Genomic DNA, 19,193 nt, shown 5'->3' with positions numbered 1-19,193 from the left:
ACGGGAGGTCCGGGGTGTCGTCGCTGCATGTCCGGCTCGGGCGGACCGGCCTGCGGGTGAGCCGGGTCGCGATCGGGACCGTCAACTTCGGCGGCCGGGTCGACGAGGCCGACGCCCACCGGCTGCTCGACCACGCCGTCGCGCAGGGAATCAACCTGGTCGACACCGCCGACATCTACGGCTGGCGGGTGCACCGGGGCTGGACCGAGGAGATGATCGGGCGCTGGCTCGCCAAGGACCCGGCCCGCCGGGACGAGGTGGTCCTCGCGACCAAGGTCGGCAACCCGATGGGGGACGGCCCTAACGCCCGGGGCCTGTCGGCCCGACACGTCGTCGCGGCCTGCGAGGCGTCGCTGCGCCGGCTCCAGACCGACACCATCGACCTCTACCAGATGCACCACGTCGACCGGGAGGTCGGCTGGGACGAGATCTGGCAGGCCATGGAGCAGCTCGTCCGGCAGGGCAAGGTCCGCTACGTCGGCTCCTCGAACTTCGCCGGCTGGGACCTGGTGAGTGCCCAGGAGGCCGCGCGCCGGCACCGGCTGCTCGGCCTGGCCAGCGAGCAGTGCGTCTACAACCTGGTCAGCCGGTACGTCGAGCTGGAGGTGCTCCCGGCCGCCGCCGCCGAGGGCATCGGGGTGCTCGTCTGGTCACCGCTGCACGGCGGGCTGCTCGGCGGCGTGCTGCGGAAGCTGGCCGACGGCACCGCGGTCAAGTCCGCGCAGGGACGGGCCGCCGAGGCGGTCGAGCACCACCGCGCGACCCTCACCGCGTACGAGAAGTTCTGCGCCGAGGCCGGCCGGGACCCGGCGGAGGTCGGCATGGCCTGGGTGCTGCACCGGCCGGCGGTGACCGCCGCGGTCGTCGGGCCGCGTACCCCCGAACACCTGGACGGCGCCCTGCGGGCCCTGCACCGGCCGCTGTCCGCGGCCGAGCTCGCCCGGCTCGACGAGCTGTTCCCGCCGCTCGGCCGGGGCGGCGCCGCCCCGGACGCCTGGATGTCCTGACCCGACCCGCGCCGGCGCGCCCGGGACCCCGACCACGGACGGAGTCGACGATGGCCCACCTCCTGATCGTCAACGTCGCCAGCCACGGCCTGATCCTGCCCACCCTCACCGTGGTCACCGAGCTGGCCCGGCGCGGGCACCGGGTCAGCTACGTCACCGCCGGCGGGTTCGCCGGGCCGGTCCGCGCCGCCGGCGCGACGGTCGTGCCCTACCAGTCCGAGATCATCGACGCGGACGCCGCCGAGGTGTTCGGCTCGGACGACCTCGGCGTCCGCCCCCACCTGATGTACCTGCGCGAGAACGTCTCGGTGCTCCGGGCCACCGCCGCGGCGCTCGACGGCGACGTGCCGGACCTGGTCCTCTACGACGACTTCCCGTTCATCGCCGGGCAGTTGCTGGCCGCCCGCTGGCGGCGGCCCGCCGTCCGGCTCAGCGCGGCGTTCGCGTCGAACGAGCACTACTCGTTCTCCCAGGACATGGTCACCCTGGCCGGCACGATCGACCCGCTCGACCTGCCGGTGTTCCGCGACACCCTGCGGGACCTGCTGGCCGAGCACGGCCTCTCCCGGTCGGTCGTGGAGTGCTGGAACCACGTGGAGGAGCTCAACCTGGTCTTCGTCCCGAAGGCGTTCCAGATCGCCGGCGACACCTTCGACGACCGCTTTGTCTTCGTCGGGCCGTGCTTCGACGACCGGCGGTTCCTCGGCGAGTGGAGCCGCCCGGCCGACGACCTGCCGGTGGTGCTGGTGTCGCTCGGCACCACCTTCAACGACCGGCCCGACTTCTTCCGCGACTGCGCGCGGGCGTTCGACGGCCAGCCGTGGCACGTGGTGATGACGCTGGGCGGCCAGGTCGACCCCGCGGCTCTCGGCGACCTGCCGCCCAACGTCGAGGCGCACCGCTGGGTCCCGCACGTCAAGGTGCTCGAACAGGCGACGGTCTGCGTGACGCACGGCGGCATGGGCACCCTCATGGAGGCGCTGTACTGGGGGCGCCCGCTGGTGGTCGTGCCGCAGTCCTTCGACGTGCGGCCGATGGCCCGGCGCGTCGACCAGCTCGGCCTCGGCGCGGTGCTGCCCGGGGAGAAGGCCGACGGCGACACGCTGCTCGCCGCCGTCGGGGCCGTCGCGGCCGACCCCGCGCTGATCGCCCGGGTCGAGGCCATGCGGGGCCACGTCCGCCGGGCCGGCGGCGCGGTCCGGGCCGCCGACGCGGTGGAGGCACACCTGGCCCGCGCCCGCTGAAACCCCGCCCGCGCATCGACCGGCCGCGCACGGCACCGCCCGGTGGGCGGGGCGGCGGTCGGTGGCGCGGGCGCTCAGCCGGCGGCGGGCACCGGACGCGGGCCCGCGGGGACGGTGCCGTCGCGGAGCTGCGCGGGACGTAGCTGCTCGGTCAGCAGGGTGCGGTACCGCGCGACGAGCGGCTCGCCGGCCGGCCGGGCCGCGAGCCACCCGCCGACCAGCCGGGCCCCCTCGATGTACGTCACCGAGTAGGCCCGCCACAGCGGGTCGGTCAGGAAGGTGGCGATCTGCTCGGCCCGGTCGCGCGGCAGCAGCAGCCACCGGTGCAGGTGCTCCACCGCGTCGTCGATCGACGCCCCCCGGTCGTGCAGCAGGATCGCCGCGTCCTGCCGGGCCGGCATCAGCTCGTTGACGAGCCCCACCATCCGCTCGACGAGTTCGCCCTCGACGGGCACCCCCTCGTCGGCCAGCACCTCGGTGGTCCACCGTCCCCAGCCGGGCCCGAGCAGCGCCGCCGCCGCGTGTTCGGCCGTGCCCTCCGCCACCAGGCACTGCGGGGTGTTGACCAGGGCGATCCGGTGCTCGTCCCAGCCCCGGGCGAGCACCAGGCCGGCCTCCTTGAGGCAGTGCTCGGTGTGGTGGCCCGGGTACGCCTCGTGGGTGGCCATCAGCGGCAGCACGGCGATGGTCCGTCCCGCCGTCTCGTTCAGCGTCACCGTGGAGCGGAAGCCGCCGTGGTACCGGTTGAACGCGTTCCACGGCCGGTCGCGTACCACCTCGATGTCGACCCGCTCGGCGTCGGGCAGGCCGAGCAGCGGCCGGGCGCGGGCGCGCAGCGCGTCGGCGACGGCCCGCACGGCGTGGCCCAGCCGCTCCGGCGGCACCACGTTGCGGGCGTAGAACGCCTCGACCTTGTCCATCAGCGGGCCGGTGCCCGGCAGCAGCGCGTCGATGGCGTCGTGGGCGGCGGCGTACCGGTCCGGGTCGCCCAGCCCCACCTCGACGTCGAAGTAGGTCTCCACCTCGGCCAGGAAGCCGATCTGCTCGCCCGCCGCCCGCCGGGCCGCGCAATCCACCGCGGTCAGTTGCGCGGCGAGGAACCGCCGCCGCTCCGCGTCGAGGTCCGCGTCGCCCAGGCGGCGCAGCAGGTCGCGGGCCTGCCCGGCCAGCTCCGCCGGGACCGGCGCCGGCTCCGCGGCGACCCGCTCGGCGAGAGCCGGGTCACCGAACCAGCAGTCGACGTAGCCCTCGACGAGCCGGCCCATCCGCAGCCCGAGCGCGAGGTAGTCGGCGACCACCGCGTCGGCGGCGGCACCGTTCACCGGTCCACCCCGAGCCGCACGTCGGCGAGGTCGGGCAGGCCGGCGAGCGCCGGCAGGGCGGTCGCGCGCCGCACCCGGGGCCCACGCGGCGCGGCGTCCGTGGCCCGCCGGAACAGCAGGGGCACGACCGCGGCGTCGGCGAGCAGCAGCCGTTCCACCTCCTGCCACCGCGCGACCGCCTCGCGCGGGTCGGCGGCGTCCAGCGCGCGCTCGACCAGCCCGTCGACCCGGGCGTCGCGGTAGCCGCCGGGATTGCCGGGCCCCTCGCCGACCAACGGTTGCAGGAACACCCGGGCGTTGCCGTAGGCCCACGGCGCGGTGAACACGGCCACCGCCAGGTCCCACCGGAGGGCGGGCGCGTCGCCCGTGCCGGCGAGCAGGGCCCGGTGGTTGGCGTCGTCGAGCGCGACCAGGCGTACGTCGATGCCGGCGGCGCCGAGGTCGGCCGCCCACGAGCGGGCCAGCGCCAGGTCCTCGGCCGTGTCGGGATGCACCGCGGTCAGGGTGAGCCCGTCCGGGTGCCCCGCGGCGGCGAGCCGCTCGCGCGGGTCCGCGTCGGCGTCGGGGGTCGGGTCGGCGAGCGGGTCGGGCTGCCGGTGTCCGTCGTTGCCGGGGGGCACGACGGTGTGCGCGGCGCGGACCTCGGACCACGGGTCGGCGGCCCGGGCGATGCGCACCAGCGCCGCCCGGTCGACCGCCCCGGCGACGACCCGGCGCACCGCGACGTCGGCGACGGCCGGGTTGGCGGGGTCGCGCAGGTTGAACACCAGGCAGGGGTCGAGCCGGTGACCGGGCACCGGGCCGCTCGGCACGCCCCACGGCAGGTCGGCGTCGTCGGCGGCGAGCCGGTCGGTCAGTTCGCGTGGCCCGCCCGTGGCGACGCGGAACTCGACGGCGTCGAACCGCTGCCGGCGGATCGGATCCGTCTCCGCGCGCCACGCCGGGTTCGGCTCCAGCCGGATCGTGCCCCCCGGGCGCCACGACGCGACGCGGTACGGGCCGTTGGCGACCAGGTGCTCGTGCAGGTCGACGCTGCCCGGCAGGTGGGCGTCGTACTCCGCCGGCGCCGGGGAGGCACCGCTCAGCGCCAGCATGTCGACGAAGTCCAGCGCCGGGCGGTCCAGCTCGAAGACCACCGTCTCGTCGTCGACGGCGAAGACCCCGGGGATGTCGTGGGCGTCCTGGAAGCCGGCGAGCAGCGCGGCGGTGAGCGGACGGCCGGCGACCGCCGCGGCGTACTCGTCGCAGTACCGGTCCATGCCCCGCAGGGTGCCCCGGAAGTACGCCAGCGCGGGGTGCCGGGTGAGCGGGTTGGCCAGCCGCTTGAAGCCGCGTACGACGTCGTGCGCGGTTACCGGGCGGGGGGTCGGCGTGTCCCAGAGCACCCCGGGGCGCAGGTGCACCACGTAGCTGCGGTGGCTGGCGCCGAGGCCGGCGTTGTAGGTCGACGGGACGTCGGCGGCCAGGTCGGCGACCGGCGCGAGGGCACGCCAGTCGCCCGGGTCGGGCTCCGGGCGGTAGCTGATCAGCTGCCGGGTGCACAGCCGCAGCAACTGGCGCTCGGCCGGCGACCAGGCGGCCGCCGGGTCCGCCTGGTGGACGGCGGCCGGCCCGAGCAGCCGCAGGGTGCCCCACCGCCGGGTGTCGTTCGTCGTCGGTGCACTGCGCGCCTGCGTCACTTTAGGACATCTCCTCGGCGAGGCGGACCATCGTCCGTACGGTGTGGTCGATCTCTTCCCGGTTGTTGAACAGGTGGGTGGTGATGCGCGCCGCGTAGTGCTGGTGCGGTGAGCCGGGCACGTCGAACTCCGTCCAGCGGGTCCAGATCCGGTGCTCGGTCTCCAGGCGCTTGACGAAGCCGATGAACTTCTTGATGTTCCAGGCGTCCTCGGGCCGCCGGAACGGGTTGAACGCGAGCAGCGGCGAGCGCAGCCGCGGGTCGGCGCCGGGGGAGTACATCGCCTCGGCGCCGAAGGCGTCGATGAGCCGGCCGCGGGCGTACTCGGCGAGGTCCATGATGTACGCCTCGATGCGGTCGCGGCCAATGTCGTCCCACAGCTCGAAGGCCCGGGCCAGGGCGGCGCCCCGCGCCAGGTTGGCGCTGCCGGCGCTCTGCAGGAAGTCGCCCATGTTGTAGCTCTCCACGGCGGTGCTGGTCCGCGGCGGTGGGCTGCCCATCATCGGGTACCAGGTCGAGATGAGCGGCCAGAACGTGGGCAGCGGCAGCGGGTTGTGCTCGGGGACGACCTTGTTGCGGACGTAGATCAGGCCGGTGCCCAGCGGGCCGCACTGGAACTTCGACCCGGAGCAGGTGATGAAGTCCGCCCCGGTCGCGCGCAGGTCGATGTCGAGCATGCCGGGGATCAGCGCGCCGTCGATGACGGTGGTCAGCCCGTGCCGGTGGGCCAGCTCGCACAGCTGCCGGATCGGGAACATCGTCCCGGTGAACAGGGTGATCGCGGCGAACGAGAGCACCTTCGTCCGGGGCGTGATCGCGGCCTCGACCAGCTCGACGATCTCCTCCGCGCGCACCTCGTGGCCGGACGGCGGGGTGACGGTCCTGAGCACCACCCCGAACCGGTTGCGCAGCAGGTTGAAGTTGGACAGCACGGAGTAGCACTCGTGCGTGGTCGTCACCACCTCGTCGCCCTCGCGCAGGTCGAGGCCGTGGATGACCCGGGCGACCCCCTCGGTGGCGTTGTGGCAGATCACGATCTCGTCCCCGTCCACGCCGAACGTCCTGGCGATGGCGTCCCGGTACTCGGTGAACATCGCCGGGCGGTAGACGTCGAGCAGGCCGCCGGTCCACTGCCGGGTCACCCGGTCCACGGTGTCCAGCACCTCGTACGGCATCGCGCCGACCGTCCCCGTGTTGAGGTGCACGGTCGTCGGGTCCAGGGCGAACAGCTCGCGGATGCGGGCCCAGGACGCGGTGCGCAGCGGACTCTGCGCCGGTGACGCCGACACGGTGGCCGGGCCAGGGGACTCCACGGTACGGCTCACGGTGATCCCTTCGTAGCCGACGGCGGGCCCGGAGCTCGGCGGCGTTCCGGGCCGGGAACTGCAATCACTTTCTCAAGTGGACATGGTCAGGACTATCGCGCAAGTTGCGCTCCTGGCCCCCACTGCACCTGACAGGCACTTGACTCAGGTATAGCATTCGACACAGTGCAGCGGCAGAGTCCGCCATCACGGGCCGGAGGGGACATGGACAGGTTGCAGTCGGCGCTGGCCCTCTACGAGGAGGCGATGGGCTACACCTACGCGGCAGCCCTGCGGGCCGCCGCCACCATCGGCGTCGCCGACCACCTGGTCGACGGGCCCCGTACGCCCGCCGAGCTGGCCGCCGCGACGGGCACCGACGCGGACGCGCTCCGGCGGGTGCTGCGTCTGCTGGCGGTCCGCGACGTGGTCCGCGAGTCCGACGGCCGGTTCGCGCTCACCGACAAGGGCGCGGCGCTGCGATCGGACTCGCCGGTGCCCGCGCGGGCCGGCATCCTCATGTTCACCGACACGATGTTCTGGACGATGAGCCACCGGGTGGCGAGCGCGCTGGGGCCGGAACGCCCCGCCTTCGCCGACATCTTCGGCAGCTCGCTGGACGCCTACTTCGACGGCGACGCCGAGGTCGAGGCGCTCTACTACGAGGGCATGGAGACGGTCAGCGCGGCGGAACACCTCATCCTCGCCCGCGCCGGCGACTTCCCCGCCACCGGCACCGTGGCGGACGTCGGCGGCGGCCGGGGCGGCTTCCTGCTCACCGTCCTGCGCGAGCACCCCGGCCTGCAGGGCGTGCTGCTGGACCGCGCGGATGTGGTCGCCCGGCACCGGCTGGACGCCCCGGACGTGGCGGGGCGCTGGAAGGTGGTCGAGGGCGACTTCCTCAGCGAGGTGCCCCACGCCGACGTGCACGTGCTCAAGCGCATCCTGCACAACTGGGGCGACGAGGACAGCGTCCGGATCCTGACCAACTGCCGCCGGGTCATGCCCGCGCACGGCCGGGTGCTCGTGATCGACGCGGTCGTCCCCGAGGGCAACGAGGCGCACCAGAGCAAGGAGATGGACTTCATGATGCTCGCCGCGCGCACCGGCCAGGAACGCACCGCCGCCGAGCTGGAGCCGCTGTTCACCGCGGCCGGGCTGCGCCTGGACCGGGTCGTCGGCACCTCGTCGGTGATGTCCGTCGCGGTCGGCGTGCCGGCCTGACCCGGGGAAGGGGCAGCAGACCCGTGCCGGACCACGACCAGCAGCCTCGCCACGGCGGCACGCTGCGCTACTACGGGCCCGGTGGCCTCGACCACCTGGACCCCGCCGCCGCCTACTACGCCTTCTCCCACCAGGTCATCCGGCTCTTCGCCCGGCAGCTGTTCAGCTACCCGACCACCGAGGACGCCGCCGCGCTCGTGCCGGTGCCCGACGTGGCCGCCGAACTGCCCACGGTGGACAACGGCGGGCTCAGCGAGGACGGCCGCACGTGCACGATCCGCCTGCGCGACGGGGTCCGGTGGGACACCACGCCGCCGCGCCCGGTGACCGCCGGGGACTTCGTGCGCGGCTTCAAGCGGATGGCCAACCCGGTCGCCGGGGCCGGCGCCATCGCCTACTACACGAGCACCATCGCCGGCATGGCGGAGTTCGCCGAGGGCTACCGCGCCCGCTTCGCCGGTCGTACGCCCACCGCCGCCGAGCTGGCCGACTACCAGAACAGCCACGAGATCCGCGGCCTGTGGGCCAAGGACGAGCGGACCCTGGTGATCGAGCTGCTGCGCCCCGCCAACGACATGCTCAACCTGCTGGCGATGCCGTTCGCCTCCGCCGCCCCGCGGGAGTTCGACGACCTCGTTCCGGACGGTCCGGACTTCGCGCGGCTGGTCCGCTCGAACGGGCCGTACCGCATCACCAGCTATGCCCGGGGCAGCCACCTGACCATGGACCACAACCCCGCCTGGCGGGCCGACGCCGATCCGATCCGCCGCCGCCACGTGGACCGGATCGAGGTCCGGATGGCGAGGGTGAGCGACGAGCGGGTCCGCGCCGAGATCGAGAGTGGGGCGGCCGACCTCTCCTGGGGCGCCGCCGTGGGCAGGCCCCGCCGGCGTACCGAGGCCGACCGGAACCTCGGCTGGGCGCTGAACCCCTACCTGGCGTTCAACCTGCACAGCCCCCACGAGCGGGGGGCGCTGCGCAGGCGGGGCGTCCGGCTGGCGATCGCGTACGCCGTGGACAAGGCGCGGCTGGTCCGGTTCTTCGACGACATGAACATCGGCACGGTGACCCGCCCCGCGCACACGGCCATCCCGCCGGGCAACTTCGGCCACCGCGAGTACGACCCGTACCCGACGCCGGGGGACCGGGGCGACCGGGCCCGCTGCCGGGAGTTGCTCGCCGAGGCCGGGTACCCCGACGGGCTGCGGCTCACCATGATCTACCGGATCGACGCGGTGCACGGCCAGGTGGCCAAGGCGATCGCCGAGGACCTGGGCGCGGGCGGCGTCGACGTCCGGCTGGTGGAGATCGACCAGACCGACGAGTACTACCGCATCCTCCAGGACCCGGCCCGCGCGGCGGCGGGGGAGTGGGACATCACCCCGGCCGCCTGGATGCCGGACTGGTTCGGCAACAACGGGCGGTCGTACGTCCAGCCCATGTTCCAGTCCAACACCGGCGTCGGCACGGCCAACTACGGCGGATACCACAACCCGGTCGTCGACGACCTGATCGACCGCGCGCTGTCCGCCCGGACGGAGGCCGAGGCGGAGGAGCTGTGGCACCGGGTCGACCGGCAGGTGCTCCAGGACGTGGCGATCGTGCCGATCCTGGCCTGCGAGCCGACCATCGAGCACCTGACCAGCTCCCGGGTGCGAGGGGCGATCCCGCTGCCGCACGTGGACCGCTGGTACGACGCGGCGAACCTCTGGCTGGACCCGCCCGACTGAATTCGGCCCACGGCTAATAGCAGCCTTGACTGATATAAGCGGTTCTTGTAGTTTGACCCCGACGGAATCTCGTGATCCAGCTGCCCGAGTTCGCCTGTGACGCGACAGGAGTGAGCATGACAACCAATCCGGCCTTGGCCATCGAGACCCGTGAGCTGGTGAAGGTCTTCGGCCAGACGCGCGCGGTCGACGGACTGGACCTGGCGGTGCGGGCCGGGACGATCCACGGGGTGCTGGGCCCGAACGGGGCCGGCAAGACGACGGCCATCAAGATGCTCGCCACGCTGATGCGACCCACCTCCGGCACCGCGTCCGTGCTCGGGCACGACGTGGTCCGCGAGGCCGCCGAGGTCCGGCGCCGCATCGGCCTCACCGGCCAGACCATGTCCCTCGACGAGGACATGACCGGCATGCAGAATCTGATCCTCGCCGGCCGCCTGCAGGGTCTCCGGCACGCGTCCGCGGTCGCCCGGGCGGAGCAGCTGATGGAGGCGTTCGACCTCGCCGAGGTCGGCAGCCGACTGGTGAAGACCTTCTCCGGCGGGCAGCGGCGGCGCATCGACGTGGCCGCGAGCATGGTGGTCACCCCCGAGCTGCTGTTCCTCGACGAGCCGACCACCGGCCTCGACCCGCGCAGCCGCAGCGAGGTCTGGGAGATGATCCGGGCACTGGTCCGGGACGGGGGCACCGTCCTGCTGACCACGCAGTACCTCGACGAGGCGGACCACCTCGCCGACGAGCTGACGCTCATCGACCACGGCCGCATCGTGGCGCAGGGCACCCCGCCGGAGTTGAAGGCGAGCCGCGCCGCCGGCGTGCTCGACGTCCGGCTGCGCGACCCCGAGCGCCGGGCCGACGCGGGCACCCTGCTCGCCCGGGCCGTCGGCGCCGCCGCCGACCTCGACTCGGATCCGGCGCGGCTGTCGGTGCGGGTGACCGACCCCGACCGGGCGGCGCTGGCCCTGGGCGAGCTGGCGCGGGCCGGCATCCACGTCGACGACTTCACGCTCGGCCAGCCCTCGCTCGACACGGTGTTCCTCGCCCTCACCGGCCACTCGACGCTCGACGCCAGCGAAGAAGAGGAAGCAGAGGTACGGGCATGACGACACCCAGCACCGAGGCGCGGCCGCTGCCGGCCGAGATCTTCAGCCGGTCGGTGGCCGGCACGGAACGGCCGCCCCGCCCCGGCCCGCTGTTCGCCGTCCGCACCTTCGCCTGGCGAAACCTGATCAAGCTCCGGTACGTGCAGGACCACCTGGGCACGGCGGTGGTCTTCCCGATCATCCTGACGCTGGTCTTTACCTACCTGCTCGGCGGCGCGATCGCCGGCTCGCCCCGGGAGTACCTGCAGTTCTTCCTCCCCGGCGTGATCGTCCTCTCGCTGGTGTCGTCGAGCATGATGAGCGCCCTGACGCTCAACCGGGACATCGCCACCGGCATGTTCGACCGGGTCCGCAGCACGCCCATCTGGCAGCCCGCGGTGCTGGTCGGGGCGATGACCGGCGACGCCGTCCGGTACGCCCTGACCTCGATCGTGCCGCTGTCGCTGGGCCTGCTGCTCGGCTTCCGGCCGGACGGCGGCCTGTCCGGGGTGGTGCTCGCCCTGCTCTACCTGCAACTGTTCACGTTCAGCGTCGCCTGGCTGTGGATGCTGTTCGCGGTGCTGATCCCGCAGCCGACCGCCGCCGCCGGCGTGGTCAACCTCCTGCAGTTCGTGCTGCTCTTCGGCAGCAACATCCTGGCGCCGTCGCAGACGATGCCGGGCTGGCTGGAGGCGGTGGTCAAGCTGAACCCGGTCACCCATGCCGCGACCGCCACCCGCGGGCTGATGCACGGCACGGTGACCTCGGGGGAGATGGGTGCCGGCCTGCTGACCTGTGCCGTGCTCATCGTGCTGCTCGCCCCGCCCACGATCTGGCTCTACAGCCGCAAGCAGCGCTGACACCCCTTACCGACGGCCCCGGTGCCCCCTGCCTCCCCCGGCAGGCGCCCGGGGCCGTCGCGGCGCACCCCGGTGCTGTCCTGCTGACGTGCCTACCGGCCGACGGGGCGCGCATCCTCCCGGCGTGGGGGCGGTGCGGTCCGGGGAGCCGTCGTCACGGCCGGCGAACGGACGACGGCCCCGGACGGACGTGAGTCCGTCCGGGGCCGCGTCGTGGTCGGTCGAGCAGCCGTCGCCCCGGCTACGAACCGGAGTGGACCAGCGCGGCCCAGGCCTCGCCGCGCTCCTGCGAGATCCGCATCATCTCGGGGCTCGGCTCGAACTCCTCGGCCGCGTCCTCCGGGACCGGGCCGCCCGGCAGGTCGCCCCGGAGGAACATGCCGAGGAAGTCGAGGGCCATCTCCCAGCCGATGCCGACCTCCACGAGCATCTGCTCCGAGGTCGTCGCGTGCTCGAGCTCCAGCAGGGTGCCGTCGCCCTCCTCGCTGAGTCGCAGCTCCACCTCGCTGTCCGGCTTGCCCTCGTACACCCAGCTGATGGTGAGCCGCCGCGGCGGCTCGCAGCGCAGGATGTCGCCGCTGGCGTTGCCCTGCAGGGCGAAGTTGCCGCCCTCGCGGAGGTCGCCCTTGGGCTCGATGAACCAGCGGTTGATGCGGTTCGGGTCGGTGCAGGCGCTCCAGACCTCGTCGACGGGCGCGTCGTACCGCTGCCGGATGATGATGCTGCGGGCTTCGCCGGCCGGGATGGTGCGCCGGCCGAGGGCCCGCTCCGTCGCCTGACCTGATGCCACCGGGCCGTTCACTTCTTCGCCCCTTCTTCGTCGATCTTGTTCTGGAACGACTGGAGGATCGTCGGCCAGCCCTTGTCCATGCCGTTGCGGACCCGCTTGGCGTGCTTGGTGCCCATCCGGTCGAAGTGGGTGTGCTCGACGTCCACCCGGGTCTTTTTCTGGCCGTCGGCCACGAAGGTCACGGTGAACTCGCTCGCGTTGTCCGGGTCGATCCGGCCGAAGCCGTTGAGCCGCCAGCCGATGACCAGCGTGTCCGGCGAGTCGACCTTCCGGATCAGGCCGAAGGTGTGCTCCTCGCCCTGCTCGTCGATCTCATACCAGCGACCGCCCTTCTTGTCGACGCCCAGTGGGGCCCCGACCTTCGTGGTGCGGAAGTTGTTCGGCCACCACTCGGGGAAGCCTTCGAGGAACACCGTGAAGGCGGTCTTGCGGTCGGCCTTGACAGTGACGCTGTGCCGGACGAACGGGTCGTAGTTCGGGGGCTTCGGCTTCTTCGCGGCGGTGCTCTTGGTGGTCGTGCTCTTCGCGGCCGGTGCGGTCTTCTCCTGAGTCATGTCTCGTCCTCACTGTCGCTGCGCGGCGGATGGGCGGGTCAGACGGGGTCCGCCCATCCTCCTCCATAAGTCGGCACGAACGTAAGTTATAGTTTATACGTAGTCCGGTCAATCGCGCGCGAGCGCCGCGGTTCCCGCCGGGTGTCGCCGTCCCGGGCCCCGCGGCAGGTGCCGCCGGTCAGTCGCCCCACCGCAGGTACGCCGGCGCCGGGCGGCCCGGCAGCAGGCGCAGCGGGGCGTGGTCCAGCCCGAGCACCTCCCGCATCGCGATGTTCTCGCCGGGCCACTTCGGATTGTCGAGCTCGTCGAAGGCGACGATGCTGCCCTTGGTGAGGTAGGGCCGGATCGCCTCCAGCACGGCCTTCGTCGGCTCGTAGAGGTCGAGGTCGAAGTACGCCAGCGCGATGACGGTCTGCGGGTTCTCCGCGAGGTAGCGCGGCACCGTCTCCCGGACGTCCCCCTCGACGAGCACGCTGCGCTGCGTCACGTGCCCGAAGAAGTCGCTGCACTCGTGCGCGTCCAGCACCTCTTTCAGGTACGCCGGATAGCCCCCGGGTACGGCGAAGCGGCCCTCGTACGCCGTCGGGCCGACGCGGTCGACGTCGTTGACGTCGGGGAAGCCGGTGAAGGTGTCGAAGCCGACGATGCGCCGCAGCGGGTTGTAGGGCTCGTAGACACCGCGCAGGGCGGCGAAGGTGGCGAGGTGACGGCCGAACCGGACGCCGAACTCCATGATCACGCCCGGGATGTCGAGGACCTCACGGTAGAGCGCGTCCATGGAGAGCAGGTCGGTCATCTGGTGGCGGCGCAGGAACAGGGGGAGGTTGTTGACCAGTTCCTCCGTCGGGATGGGGGAGTTGGTCAAGAGCTTCGTCAGGCGCTGGGTGGTCTCCGTCTCCTCCGGTGAGTCGTGCACGAACGCACGCAGGTCCTGACCGTCGCCGCTGTCCATCCGCAGCCTCCATTGCGTAGATCACTTGATAGTTTCAAGCGTAGTGGAGGGGTAGGGTCGGCACAATACGGTCGCACCGGCCGTGATCCTCAGGTCGTTGCCCGCGCGTGGGACTTGCGCAAGATGAGCCACTGTAGATCGACTTGCCGGTGTGCTAGATATGAATCAAGTAGACGGGTCGCCCTGCCAACTCCTGGAAAGGCAAGTGATCACCGTGCGTGTGCTGTTCGCCAGTCTCGGAACCCACGGCCACACCTATCCCCTGCTGCCGCTGGCCACGGCCGCCCGTGCGGCGGGCCACGAGGTCACCTTCGCCACCGGCGAGGGCTTCGCGGGCACCCTGCGGAAGCTGGGCTTCGAGCCGGTCGCGACCGGGATGCCGGTCTTCGACGGGTTCCTGGCGGCGCTGCGGATCCGCTTCGACACCGACAGCCCCGAGGGGCTGACCCCCGAGCAGCTCAGCGAGCTGCCGCAGATCGTGTTCGGGCGGGTCATCCCACAGCGCGTCCTCGACGAGCTCCAGCCGGTGATCGAGCGGCTGCGGCCCGACCTCGTGGTGCAGGAGATCAGCAACTACGGCGCCGGGCTGGCCGCCCTCAAGGCCGGCATCCCGACCATCTGCCACGGGGTCGGCCGGGACACGCCGGACGACCTGACCCGGTCCATCGAGGAGGAGGTGCGGGGGCTGGCCCAGCGGCTCGGCCTCGACCTGCCGCCTGGGCGCATCGACGGCTTCGGCAACCCCTTCATCGACATCTTCCCGCCGTCGCTGCAGGAGCCGGAGTTCCGGGCCCGCCCGCGGCGCCACGAGCTGCGCCCGGTGCCCTTCGCCGAGCAGGGCGACCTCCCGGCCTGGGTGTCCTCGCGCGGCACCGCCCGCCCGCTGGTCTACCTGACGCTGGGCACGTCCAGCGGCGGCACCGTCGAGGTGCTGCGGGCGGCGATCGACGGGCTCGCCGGCCTCGACGCCGACGTCCTGGTCGCCAGCGGCCCGTCCCTCGACGTCAGCGGGCTGGGCGAGGTGCCGGCCAACGTGCGGCTGGAGGCATGGGTCCCGCAGGCGGCCCTGCTGCCCCACGTCGACCTGGTGGTGCACCACGGCGGCAGCGGCACGACCCTCGGCGCCCTGGGCGTCGGCGTGCCGCAGCTGTCCTTCCCGTGGGCGGGGGACTCCTTCGCCAACGCGCAGGCGGTGGCGCAGGCCGGCGCCGGCGACCATCTCCTGCCCGACAACATCAGCCCCGACTCGGTGGCGGGCGCCGCGAAGCGCCTGCTGACCGACGAGAGCTACCGGACCGGGGCGCGGGCCGTGGCGGCCGAGATCGCCGCCATGCCGGGCCCCGACGAGGTCGTCCGACTGCTGCCGGACTTCGCCTCCCGCAGCGCGGGCTGACCGGCGGTACGCCGCCGGGGCCGGCCCGTGTCGGCCCCGCCGGCGCCCGTCCACCGGGCGGGGCTGACTGCCCGTGACGCCTGGTCGCGGCTGTCCGTGGTTGCCCGTGGCGCCTGGTCGTGGCCGTCGGCGACTGCCCGTACCACCTAGTCCTGGCCGTCGGCGGACGCCCGGGGGCGCGGCCGGCGCCCCTCGGACCCGCCGGTGCGGCCCTCGCCCTGGCGGGCGCGACCGCGCGCGATCTCGGTGCCCAGGGCGTCGAGGCGCTGGTTCCAGAAGCGCCGGTAGCGCTCCAGCCACCGGTCGAGTTCCTGCAGGGGGGCGGGGTCGACCGCGTAGAGCCGTCGGGTGCCCTGTGGGCGGACGGTGGCGAAGCCGTTCTCCCGCAGCACGCGCAGGTGCTGGGAGACGCCGGGCTGGGAGATGCCGAACTCGCGCTGCACGACCGCACCGACCTCGCCGGCCGACAGTTCACCGTCCGCCAGCAGCTCGATGATGCGCCGGCGGACGGGATCGCCCAGGATGTCGAACGCGTGCACGGGTACGACAATATCAGACCGGGGTTATAGAAGCCGCCGGTTCGGCCGGTCGGGCCCCGGTACCGCCGGGGCGCCGACGGACGGGCGGCCATGCCGCGAGGGGGAGAGATGTTCGGACCGGAGCACGCCGAGGTGTACGAGGCCGCCTACCGCGGCCGCGGCAAGAGCTGGCACGACGAGGCGACGGACGTGGCCGACCGGATCCTGGCCGCCCGCCCCGACGCCGTCCGGCTGCTCGACGTCGGCTGCGGCACGGGTGCGCACCTCGAGACCCTCGCCGCCCGCTTTCCCCACGTGGAGGGGCTCGAACTGGCCCCGGCGATGCTGGCGCTGGCCCGACACCGGCTGCCCGGGGTGCGCCTGCACGCCGGGGACATGCGGGCGTTCGACCTCGGCGTCACGTTCGACGCGGTGACCTGCCTGTTCACCGCGGTCAACTTCCTCGGCACGGTGGCCGAGATGCGGGCCGCCGTGGCGGCGATGTCGGCCCACCTGGCGCCGGGCGGCGTACTGGTGCTCGAGCCGTGGTGGTTCCCGGAGCGGTTCATCGACGGGTACGTCGGCGGCGACCTGGTGCGCGAGGAGGGCCGCACGGTGGCGCGGGTGTCGCGGTCCACCCGGCAGGGGCGGGTGACGCGGATGGAGGAGCGCTGGCTCGTCGGCGACGCCGCCGGGATCCGGGAGTTCAGCCAGGTCGGCCTGCTCACCATGTTCACCCGCGAGGAGTACGACTCGGCGTTCGCGGCGGCCGGCTGCGAGTCCACGTACGTCGAGGGCTGGTTGACCGGCCGGGGCCTATTCGTGGCGACGCGCACCGGCGGATCCGGCACCCCGTCAAAGGGCTGACCACCCCGGTCGAGCGGCTCGACGACAGTCGATCTTTCCGGGCTCCATATAGCCGGCAGGACGCTAGCTGCGGCATCGCGGCCGGGGCAGTCTGCCGTTCACAACGATCTATCTGTCATTTTGTCGGAAAATGCTGGAACCGGACGGTCGTCGGCGATCTCGTGAACCGTTCACGGATTCGTCGGAATGTGTCCCGGTTCCCTTTTCGTGCCTGGCCGGATCGGCGCGGGTCGACGCACCGGCCCGACCTACCTGACGACCAGTCCGTCGTCGGCCTGGGCGGTCCACCACGGGTTGCGGCGGGCCCACTCGACGGTCCGGCGCAGGCCGGTCACCAGCGGTACGCGGGCCCGCCAGTCCAGCAGCGCGGCGGCCTTGCCGCAGTCCGGCACGCGGCGGGGGATGTCCTGGTAGCGGGAGCCGAGCCCGGCTCCGGTGTCCGCGGTCTGGGCCGCCACCGGCACCCCGGCCACCGTGCCGGCCAGCCGGATCGCCTCGGCGACGGTGGTCTCCACGCTGCTGCCGATGTTGAAACACTCGCCGACGGCGCGCGGGTGGGCGGCGGCCAGCAGGGTCGCCTCGGCCGCCTCGTCGATCCAGGTGAAGCACCGCGTCTGGCGGCCGTCGTCGTACACCACGGGCGGAACGCCCCGCAGCAGGCGGGCGACGGTGCGGCTCAGGACGTAGGCCGGGCGCTGGCGCGGGCCGTAGACGTTGAAGTACCGCAGGACCGTCACCGGCAGGCCCTCCTGCCGGTGGAACGCGAACGCCAGGTGCTCGGCCGCCGCCTTGCTCGTCGAGTACGACCACCGGTCCGTCGCCGTGCTGCCGAGCACCCGGTCGTCGTCCTCCCGCCACGGCACCCGCGGATTGCGCCCGTACACCTCGCTCGTGCTGGACACCACGACCCGGGCGCCGGCGCGCAGCGCGGCGCGCAGCGCGTTGCGGGTGCCGTCCACGTTGATCTCGACCACGTCCAGCGGCCGGCTCAGGTACCGGTCGACGCCGACGACCGCCGCGAGGTGGTAGACCTCCTCCGCCCCGGTGGCGGCAGCCGCCAGCCCGTCGGCGTCCCGGACGTCGCCGCGAACGTGCCGGATCGCGCCCGGCGGGTGCTCCAGGTCGGGCGGCGGGTCGGCGAGGTCGAAGACGACGACCTCGTCACCCCGGCGGACCAGCCGTTCGACGACGTGACTGCCGACGAAGCCGAAGCCGCCGGTGACCAGGGATCTGGGCACTGTTCCTCACCTTCCAATGCCGCGGTAGGCGAAGCCGAACCGGTGCAGCTCGCGGATGCGCGCCGGCGAGAGGTGCATGCGGCCGTCGAAGACCAGGCAGGGCTCGTCCACCCGCTCGGCCAGGGCGCCGAAGTCGAGCTCGTGGAACTGGCGGTGCCCGGCGAGGAAGGCCAGGCAGCCCGCCCCGCTCACCGCCTCGTCCAGGCTCGCCGCCGGTGCGGTGCCGAACCGGGCGACGATCTCGGCGGGGTCGGCCAGCGGGTCGAAGATCCGGACCCGGAAGCCGCTGTCGCGCAGCGCCGCCACGACCCCGCGCACCGGAGTGTTGCGGACGTCCCCGGTGTCGTTCTTGAACGCCGCACCGAGCACGGCGATCGTCGTGTCGGACCGGTCCCGCCCCAGCTTGACCAACTCGTCGGCGATGACGGCGGCGGTGTGCCGGGGCATGTCGTCGTTGACCGCGCGCGCGGTCTCGACCGTGCGCAGGGGCACGCCCCGGTCCCGCCCGTCCCGCCACGCCATCCACGGGTCCTTCGTCAGGCAGGAGCCGCCGACACCCACCCCCGGCAGCAGCAGGTTCACCATGCTGCTGCCCTTGGGCAGGGTGTTCGCCGCGCCGATGACGTCGAGGACGTCCACCCCCAGCACCGCGCAGTACCGGGCGAGCTCGTTGGCGATCGCCACGTTCGCGTCGATCCACCAGTTGGTCGCGAGCTTGACCACCTCGGCGGCCTCGGCCGACGGCACCTGCCGGACGTCCACGCCGAGCGCGGACCGCCAGAACCGTTCGGCCGCGGCGGCGCTGCGCGGGCCGCACCCGCCCACCACCACCGGCAGCGTCCGCACCTGCGCCAGCGCCACCCCCTCGGCGAGTCGCTCCGGGCAGAAGGCCAGCCCGAAGTCGCGCTCGTGCACCAGCCCGCCGCTCTCCAGCAGGGGCGCGACGAGGGTCCGGGTGGTGCCGGGGGAGACCGTCGACTTGAGGATCACCAGTTGCCCGGCGCGCAGCCGCTGGGCGATCTGCTCGCACGCCGCCACGAGCTGGTCGGTGACCATCTCGTGGCCGGCGTCGGTCGGCGTGCCGACAGTCACGACCACCACGTCCGCCGCGCCGACCGGGTCGTACGACGTGCTGGCCGTCAGTCGCCCGGTGGCGGCGAGGTCCCGGACGGCGCCGGCCAGGCCGGGTTCGGGCAGCCGGCAGCGGCCGGCCCGCAGGTCCGCGACGGTGCCCGGGTCGCTGTCGACGGCGACCACTTCGGCGCCGCGGCCGGCGAGGGTGACGGCGAGACAGGTGCCGACGTAGCCGGCACCGGCGATGACCACCCTCAGCGGGGACGGTCCGCCCGGGTCGGGAAGGAACGGCATGATGGCCCGGCACCGCCTTCCTGGTCACGACCTCGTGGTCCTGTCGCCGACACGCGTGCGTG

17 protein-coding genes are annotated in these 19,193 nt (G+C 73.2%); 8 read left to right on the top strand and 9 right to left on the bottom strand.

Annotated features, from left to right (window positions below; translation table 11 throughout):
- Positions 1 to 14 precede the first annotated feature (14 nt).
- The gene (locus ACGFZ2_RS23085) at positions 15 to 1,007 is read left to right on the top strand and encodes an aldo/keto reductase (RefSeq protein ID WP_393456675.1); all 993 of its coding nucleotides are present in this window, start codon (positions 15 to 17) and stop codon (positions 1,005 to 1,007) included.
- A 50-nt stretch (positions 1,008 to 1,057) separates the two neighbouring features.
- Complete coding sequence (locus ACGFZ2_RS23080; protein ID WP_393456672.1) at positions 1,058 to 2,251, top strand: macrolide family glycosyltransferase; 1,194 nt, start codon at positions 1,058 to 1,060, stop codon at positions 2,249 to 2,251.
- Between the two features lie 74 nt (positions 2,252 to 2,325).
- Here ACGFZ2_RS23080 and ACGFZ2_RS23075 read toward each other — a convergent pair whose 3' ends face one another.
- From ACGFZ2_RS23075 to ACGFZ2_RS23065, 3 genes are read right to left on the bottom strand one after another with little or no spacing between them, the layout of a single operon-like run.
- The gene (locus ACGFZ2_RS23075) at positions 2,326 to 3,516 is read right to left on the bottom strand and encodes a DUF885 domain-containing protein (protein WP_393457055.1); all 1,191 of its coding nucleotides are present in this window, start codon (positions 3,514 to 3,516) and stop codon (positions 2,326 to 2,328) included.
- A gap of 53 nt (positions 3,517 to 3,569) precedes the next feature.
- On the bottom strand, positions 3,570 to 5,252 hold the full coding sequence (locus ACGFZ2_RS23070; RefSeq protein WP_393456669.1) for an ABC transporter substrate-binding protein: 1,683 nt from the start codon (positions 5,250 to 5,252) through the stop codon (positions 3,570 to 3,572).
- 1 nt (position 5,253) lies between these two features.
- Positions 5,254 to 6,576 (bottom strand): aminotransferase class V-fold PLP-dependent enzyme, encoded by a 1,323-nt coding sequence (locus ACGFZ2_RS23065; RefSeq protein WP_393270319.1) that lies wholly within the window; start codon positions 6,574 to 6,576, stop codon positions 5,254 to 5,256.
- Between the two features lie 204 nt (positions 6,577 to 6,780).
- Between ACGFZ2_RS23065 and ACGFZ2_RS23060 the strand changes: the two genes are divergently transcribed.
- From ACGFZ2_RS23060 to ACGFZ2_RS23045, 4 genes are all read left to right on the top strand, one after another.
- Positions 6,781 to 7,779 carry a methyltransferase gene (locus tag ACGFZ2_RS23060; RefSeq protein WP_393456666.1) on the top strand — a complete coding sequence of 333 codons (999 nt, stop codon included), beginning with the start codon at positions 6,781 to 6,783 and terminating at the stop codon, positions 7,777 to 7,779.
- 23 nt (positions 7,780 to 7,802) lie between these two features.
- Positions 7,803 to 9,509, top strand: a complete 1,707-nt coding sequence (locus ACGFZ2_RS23055) for an ABC transporter substrate-binding protein (RefSeq protein WP_393456663.1) — start codon at positions 7,803 to 7,805, stop codon at positions 9,507 to 9,509.
- A 116-nt stretch (positions 9,510 to 9,625) separates the two neighbouring features.
- Positions 9,626 to 10,612 (top strand): ATP-binding cassette domain-containing protein, encoded by a 987-nt coding sequence (locus tag ACGFZ2_RS23050; RefSeq protein ID WP_350710726.1) that lies wholly within the window; start codon positions 9,626 to 9,628, stop codon positions 10,610 to 10,612.
- Positions 10,609 to 11,451, top strand: coding sequence for an ABC transporter permease (locus ACGFZ2_RS23045; RefSeq protein ID WP_393456659.1), 843 nt, complete (start codon positions 10,609 to 10,611; stop codon positions 11,449 to 11,451). The genes ACGFZ2_RS23050 and ACGFZ2_RS23045 overlap by 4 nt, the downstream gene beginning before the upstream one ends.
- Before the next feature lie 241 nt (positions 11,452 to 11,692).
- On the opposite strand, the gene ACGFZ2_RS23040 is transcribed toward ACGFZ2_RS23045, so the two are convergent.
- From ACGFZ2_RS23040 to ACGFZ2_RS23030, 3 genes are all read right to left on the bottom strand, one after another.
- A complete protein-coding gene (locus ACGFZ2_RS23040) occupies positions 11,693 to 12,241 on the bottom strand; it encodes an SRPBCC family protein (RefSeq protein WP_393456656.1) in 549 nt (182 codons plus the stop codon).
- 8 nt (positions 12,242 to 12,249) lie between these two features.
- Positions 12,250 to 12,795: an SRPBCC family protein gene (locus ACGFZ2_RS23035; RefSeq protein ID WP_350712417.1), complete on the bottom strand. Its 546-nt coding sequence runs from the start codon at positions 12,793 to 12,795 to the stop codon at positions 12,250 to 12,252.
- Between the two features lie 178 nt (positions 12,796 to 12,973).
- A complete protein-coding gene (locus ACGFZ2_RS23030) occupies positions 12,974 to 13,747 on the bottom strand; it encodes a class I SAM-dependent methyltransferase (RefSeq protein ID WP_393456653.1) in 774 nt (257 codons plus the stop codon).
- 205 nt (positions 13,748 to 13,952) lie between these two features.
- Between ACGFZ2_RS23030 and ACGFZ2_RS23025 the strand changes: the two genes are divergently transcribed.
- Positions 13,953 to 15,140 carry a glycosyltransferase gene (locus ACGFZ2_RS23025; RefSeq protein WP_393456650.1) on the top strand — a complete coding sequence of 396 codons (1,188 nt, stop codon included), beginning with the start codon at positions 13,953 to 13,955 and terminating at the stop codon, positions 15,138 to 15,140.
- Between the two features lie 146 nt (positions 15,141 to 15,286).
- Here ACGFZ2_RS23025 and ACGFZ2_RS23020 read toward each other — a convergent pair whose 3' ends face one another.
- Complete coding sequence (locus ACGFZ2_RS23020; RefSeq protein WP_350712414.1) at positions 15,287 to 15,679, bottom strand: metalloregulator ArsR/SmtB family transcription factor; 393 nt, start codon at positions 15,677 to 15,679, stop codon at positions 15,287 to 15,289.
- 108 nt (positions 15,680 to 15,787) lie between these two features.
- Between ACGFZ2_RS23020 and ACGFZ2_RS23015 the strand changes: the two genes are divergently transcribed.
- Entirely contained in the window at positions 15,788 to 16,525 is a 738-nt protein-coding gene (locus ACGFZ2_RS23015) for a class I SAM-dependent methyltransferase (RefSeq protein WP_393456647.1), read from the top strand.
- Positions 16,526 to 16,773: 248 nt separating this feature from the next.
- Here ACGFZ2_RS23015 and ACGFZ2_RS23010 read toward each other — a convergent pair whose 3' ends face one another.
- Both ACGFZ2_RS23010 and ACGFZ2_RS23005 read right to left on the bottom strand, forming a co-directional pair.
- Positions 16,774 to 17,763, bottom strand: a complete 990-nt coding sequence (locus ACGFZ2_RS23010) for an NAD-dependent epimerase/dehydratase family protein (RefSeq protein ID WP_393270348.1) — start codon at positions 17,761 to 17,763, stop codon at positions 16,774 to 16,776.
- A gap of 6 nt (positions 17,764 to 17,769) precedes the next feature.
- Positions 17,770 to 19,089, bottom strand: a complete 1,320-nt coding sequence (locus ACGFZ2_RS23005) for a nucleotide sugar dehydrogenase (RefSeq protein ID WP_393457052.1) — start codon at positions 19,087 to 19,089, stop codon at positions 17,770 to 17,772.
- Between the last annotated feature and the right edge of the window lie 104 nt (positions 19,090 to 19,193).

Origin of the sequence: Micromonospora sp. NPDC048063 (genome assembly GCF_043202855.1) — a bacterium.
GTDB lineage: Bacteria > Actinomycetota > Actinomycetes > Mycobacteriales > Micromonosporaceae > Micromonospora.
Note: the sequence above shows the minus strand (reverse complement) of the source record. Positions and strands in the feature narration are given on the sequence as shown.

Coding starts and splice junctions, on each gene's coding strand:
- ACGFZ2_RS23080 (WP_393456672.1), top strand. CDS start 1,058: ATGGCCCACCTCCTGATCGTCAACGTCGCCAGCCACGGCCTGATCCTG.
- ACGFZ2_RS23075 (WP_393457055.1), bottom strand. CDS start 3,516: ATGGGCCGGCTCGTCGAGGGCTACGTCGACTGCTGGTTCGGTGACCCG.
- ACGFZ2_RS23060 (WP_393456666.1), top strand. CDS start 6,781: ATGGACAGGTTGCAGTCGGCGCTGGCCCTCTACGAGGAGGCGATGGGC.
- ACGFZ2_RS23050 (WP_350710726.1), top strand. CDS start 9,626: ATGACAACCAATCCGGCCTTGGCCATCGAGACCCGTGAGCTGGTGAAG.
- ACGFZ2_RS23045 (WP_393456659.1), top strand. CDS start 10,609: ATGACGACACCCAGCACCGAGGCGCGGCCGCTGCCGGCCGAGATCTTC.
- ACGFZ2_RS23035 (WP_350712417.1), bottom strand. CDS start 12,795: ATGACTCAGGAGAAGACCGCACCGGCCGCGAAGAGCACGACCACCAAG.
- ACGFZ2_RS23030 (WP_393456653.1), bottom strand. CDS start 13,747: ATGGACAGCGGCGACGGTCAGGACCTGCGTGCGTTCGTGCACGACTCA.
- ACGFZ2_RS23015 (WP_393456647.1), top strand. CDS start 15,788: ATGTTCGGACCGGAGCACGCCGAGGTGTACGAGGCCGCCTACCGCGGC.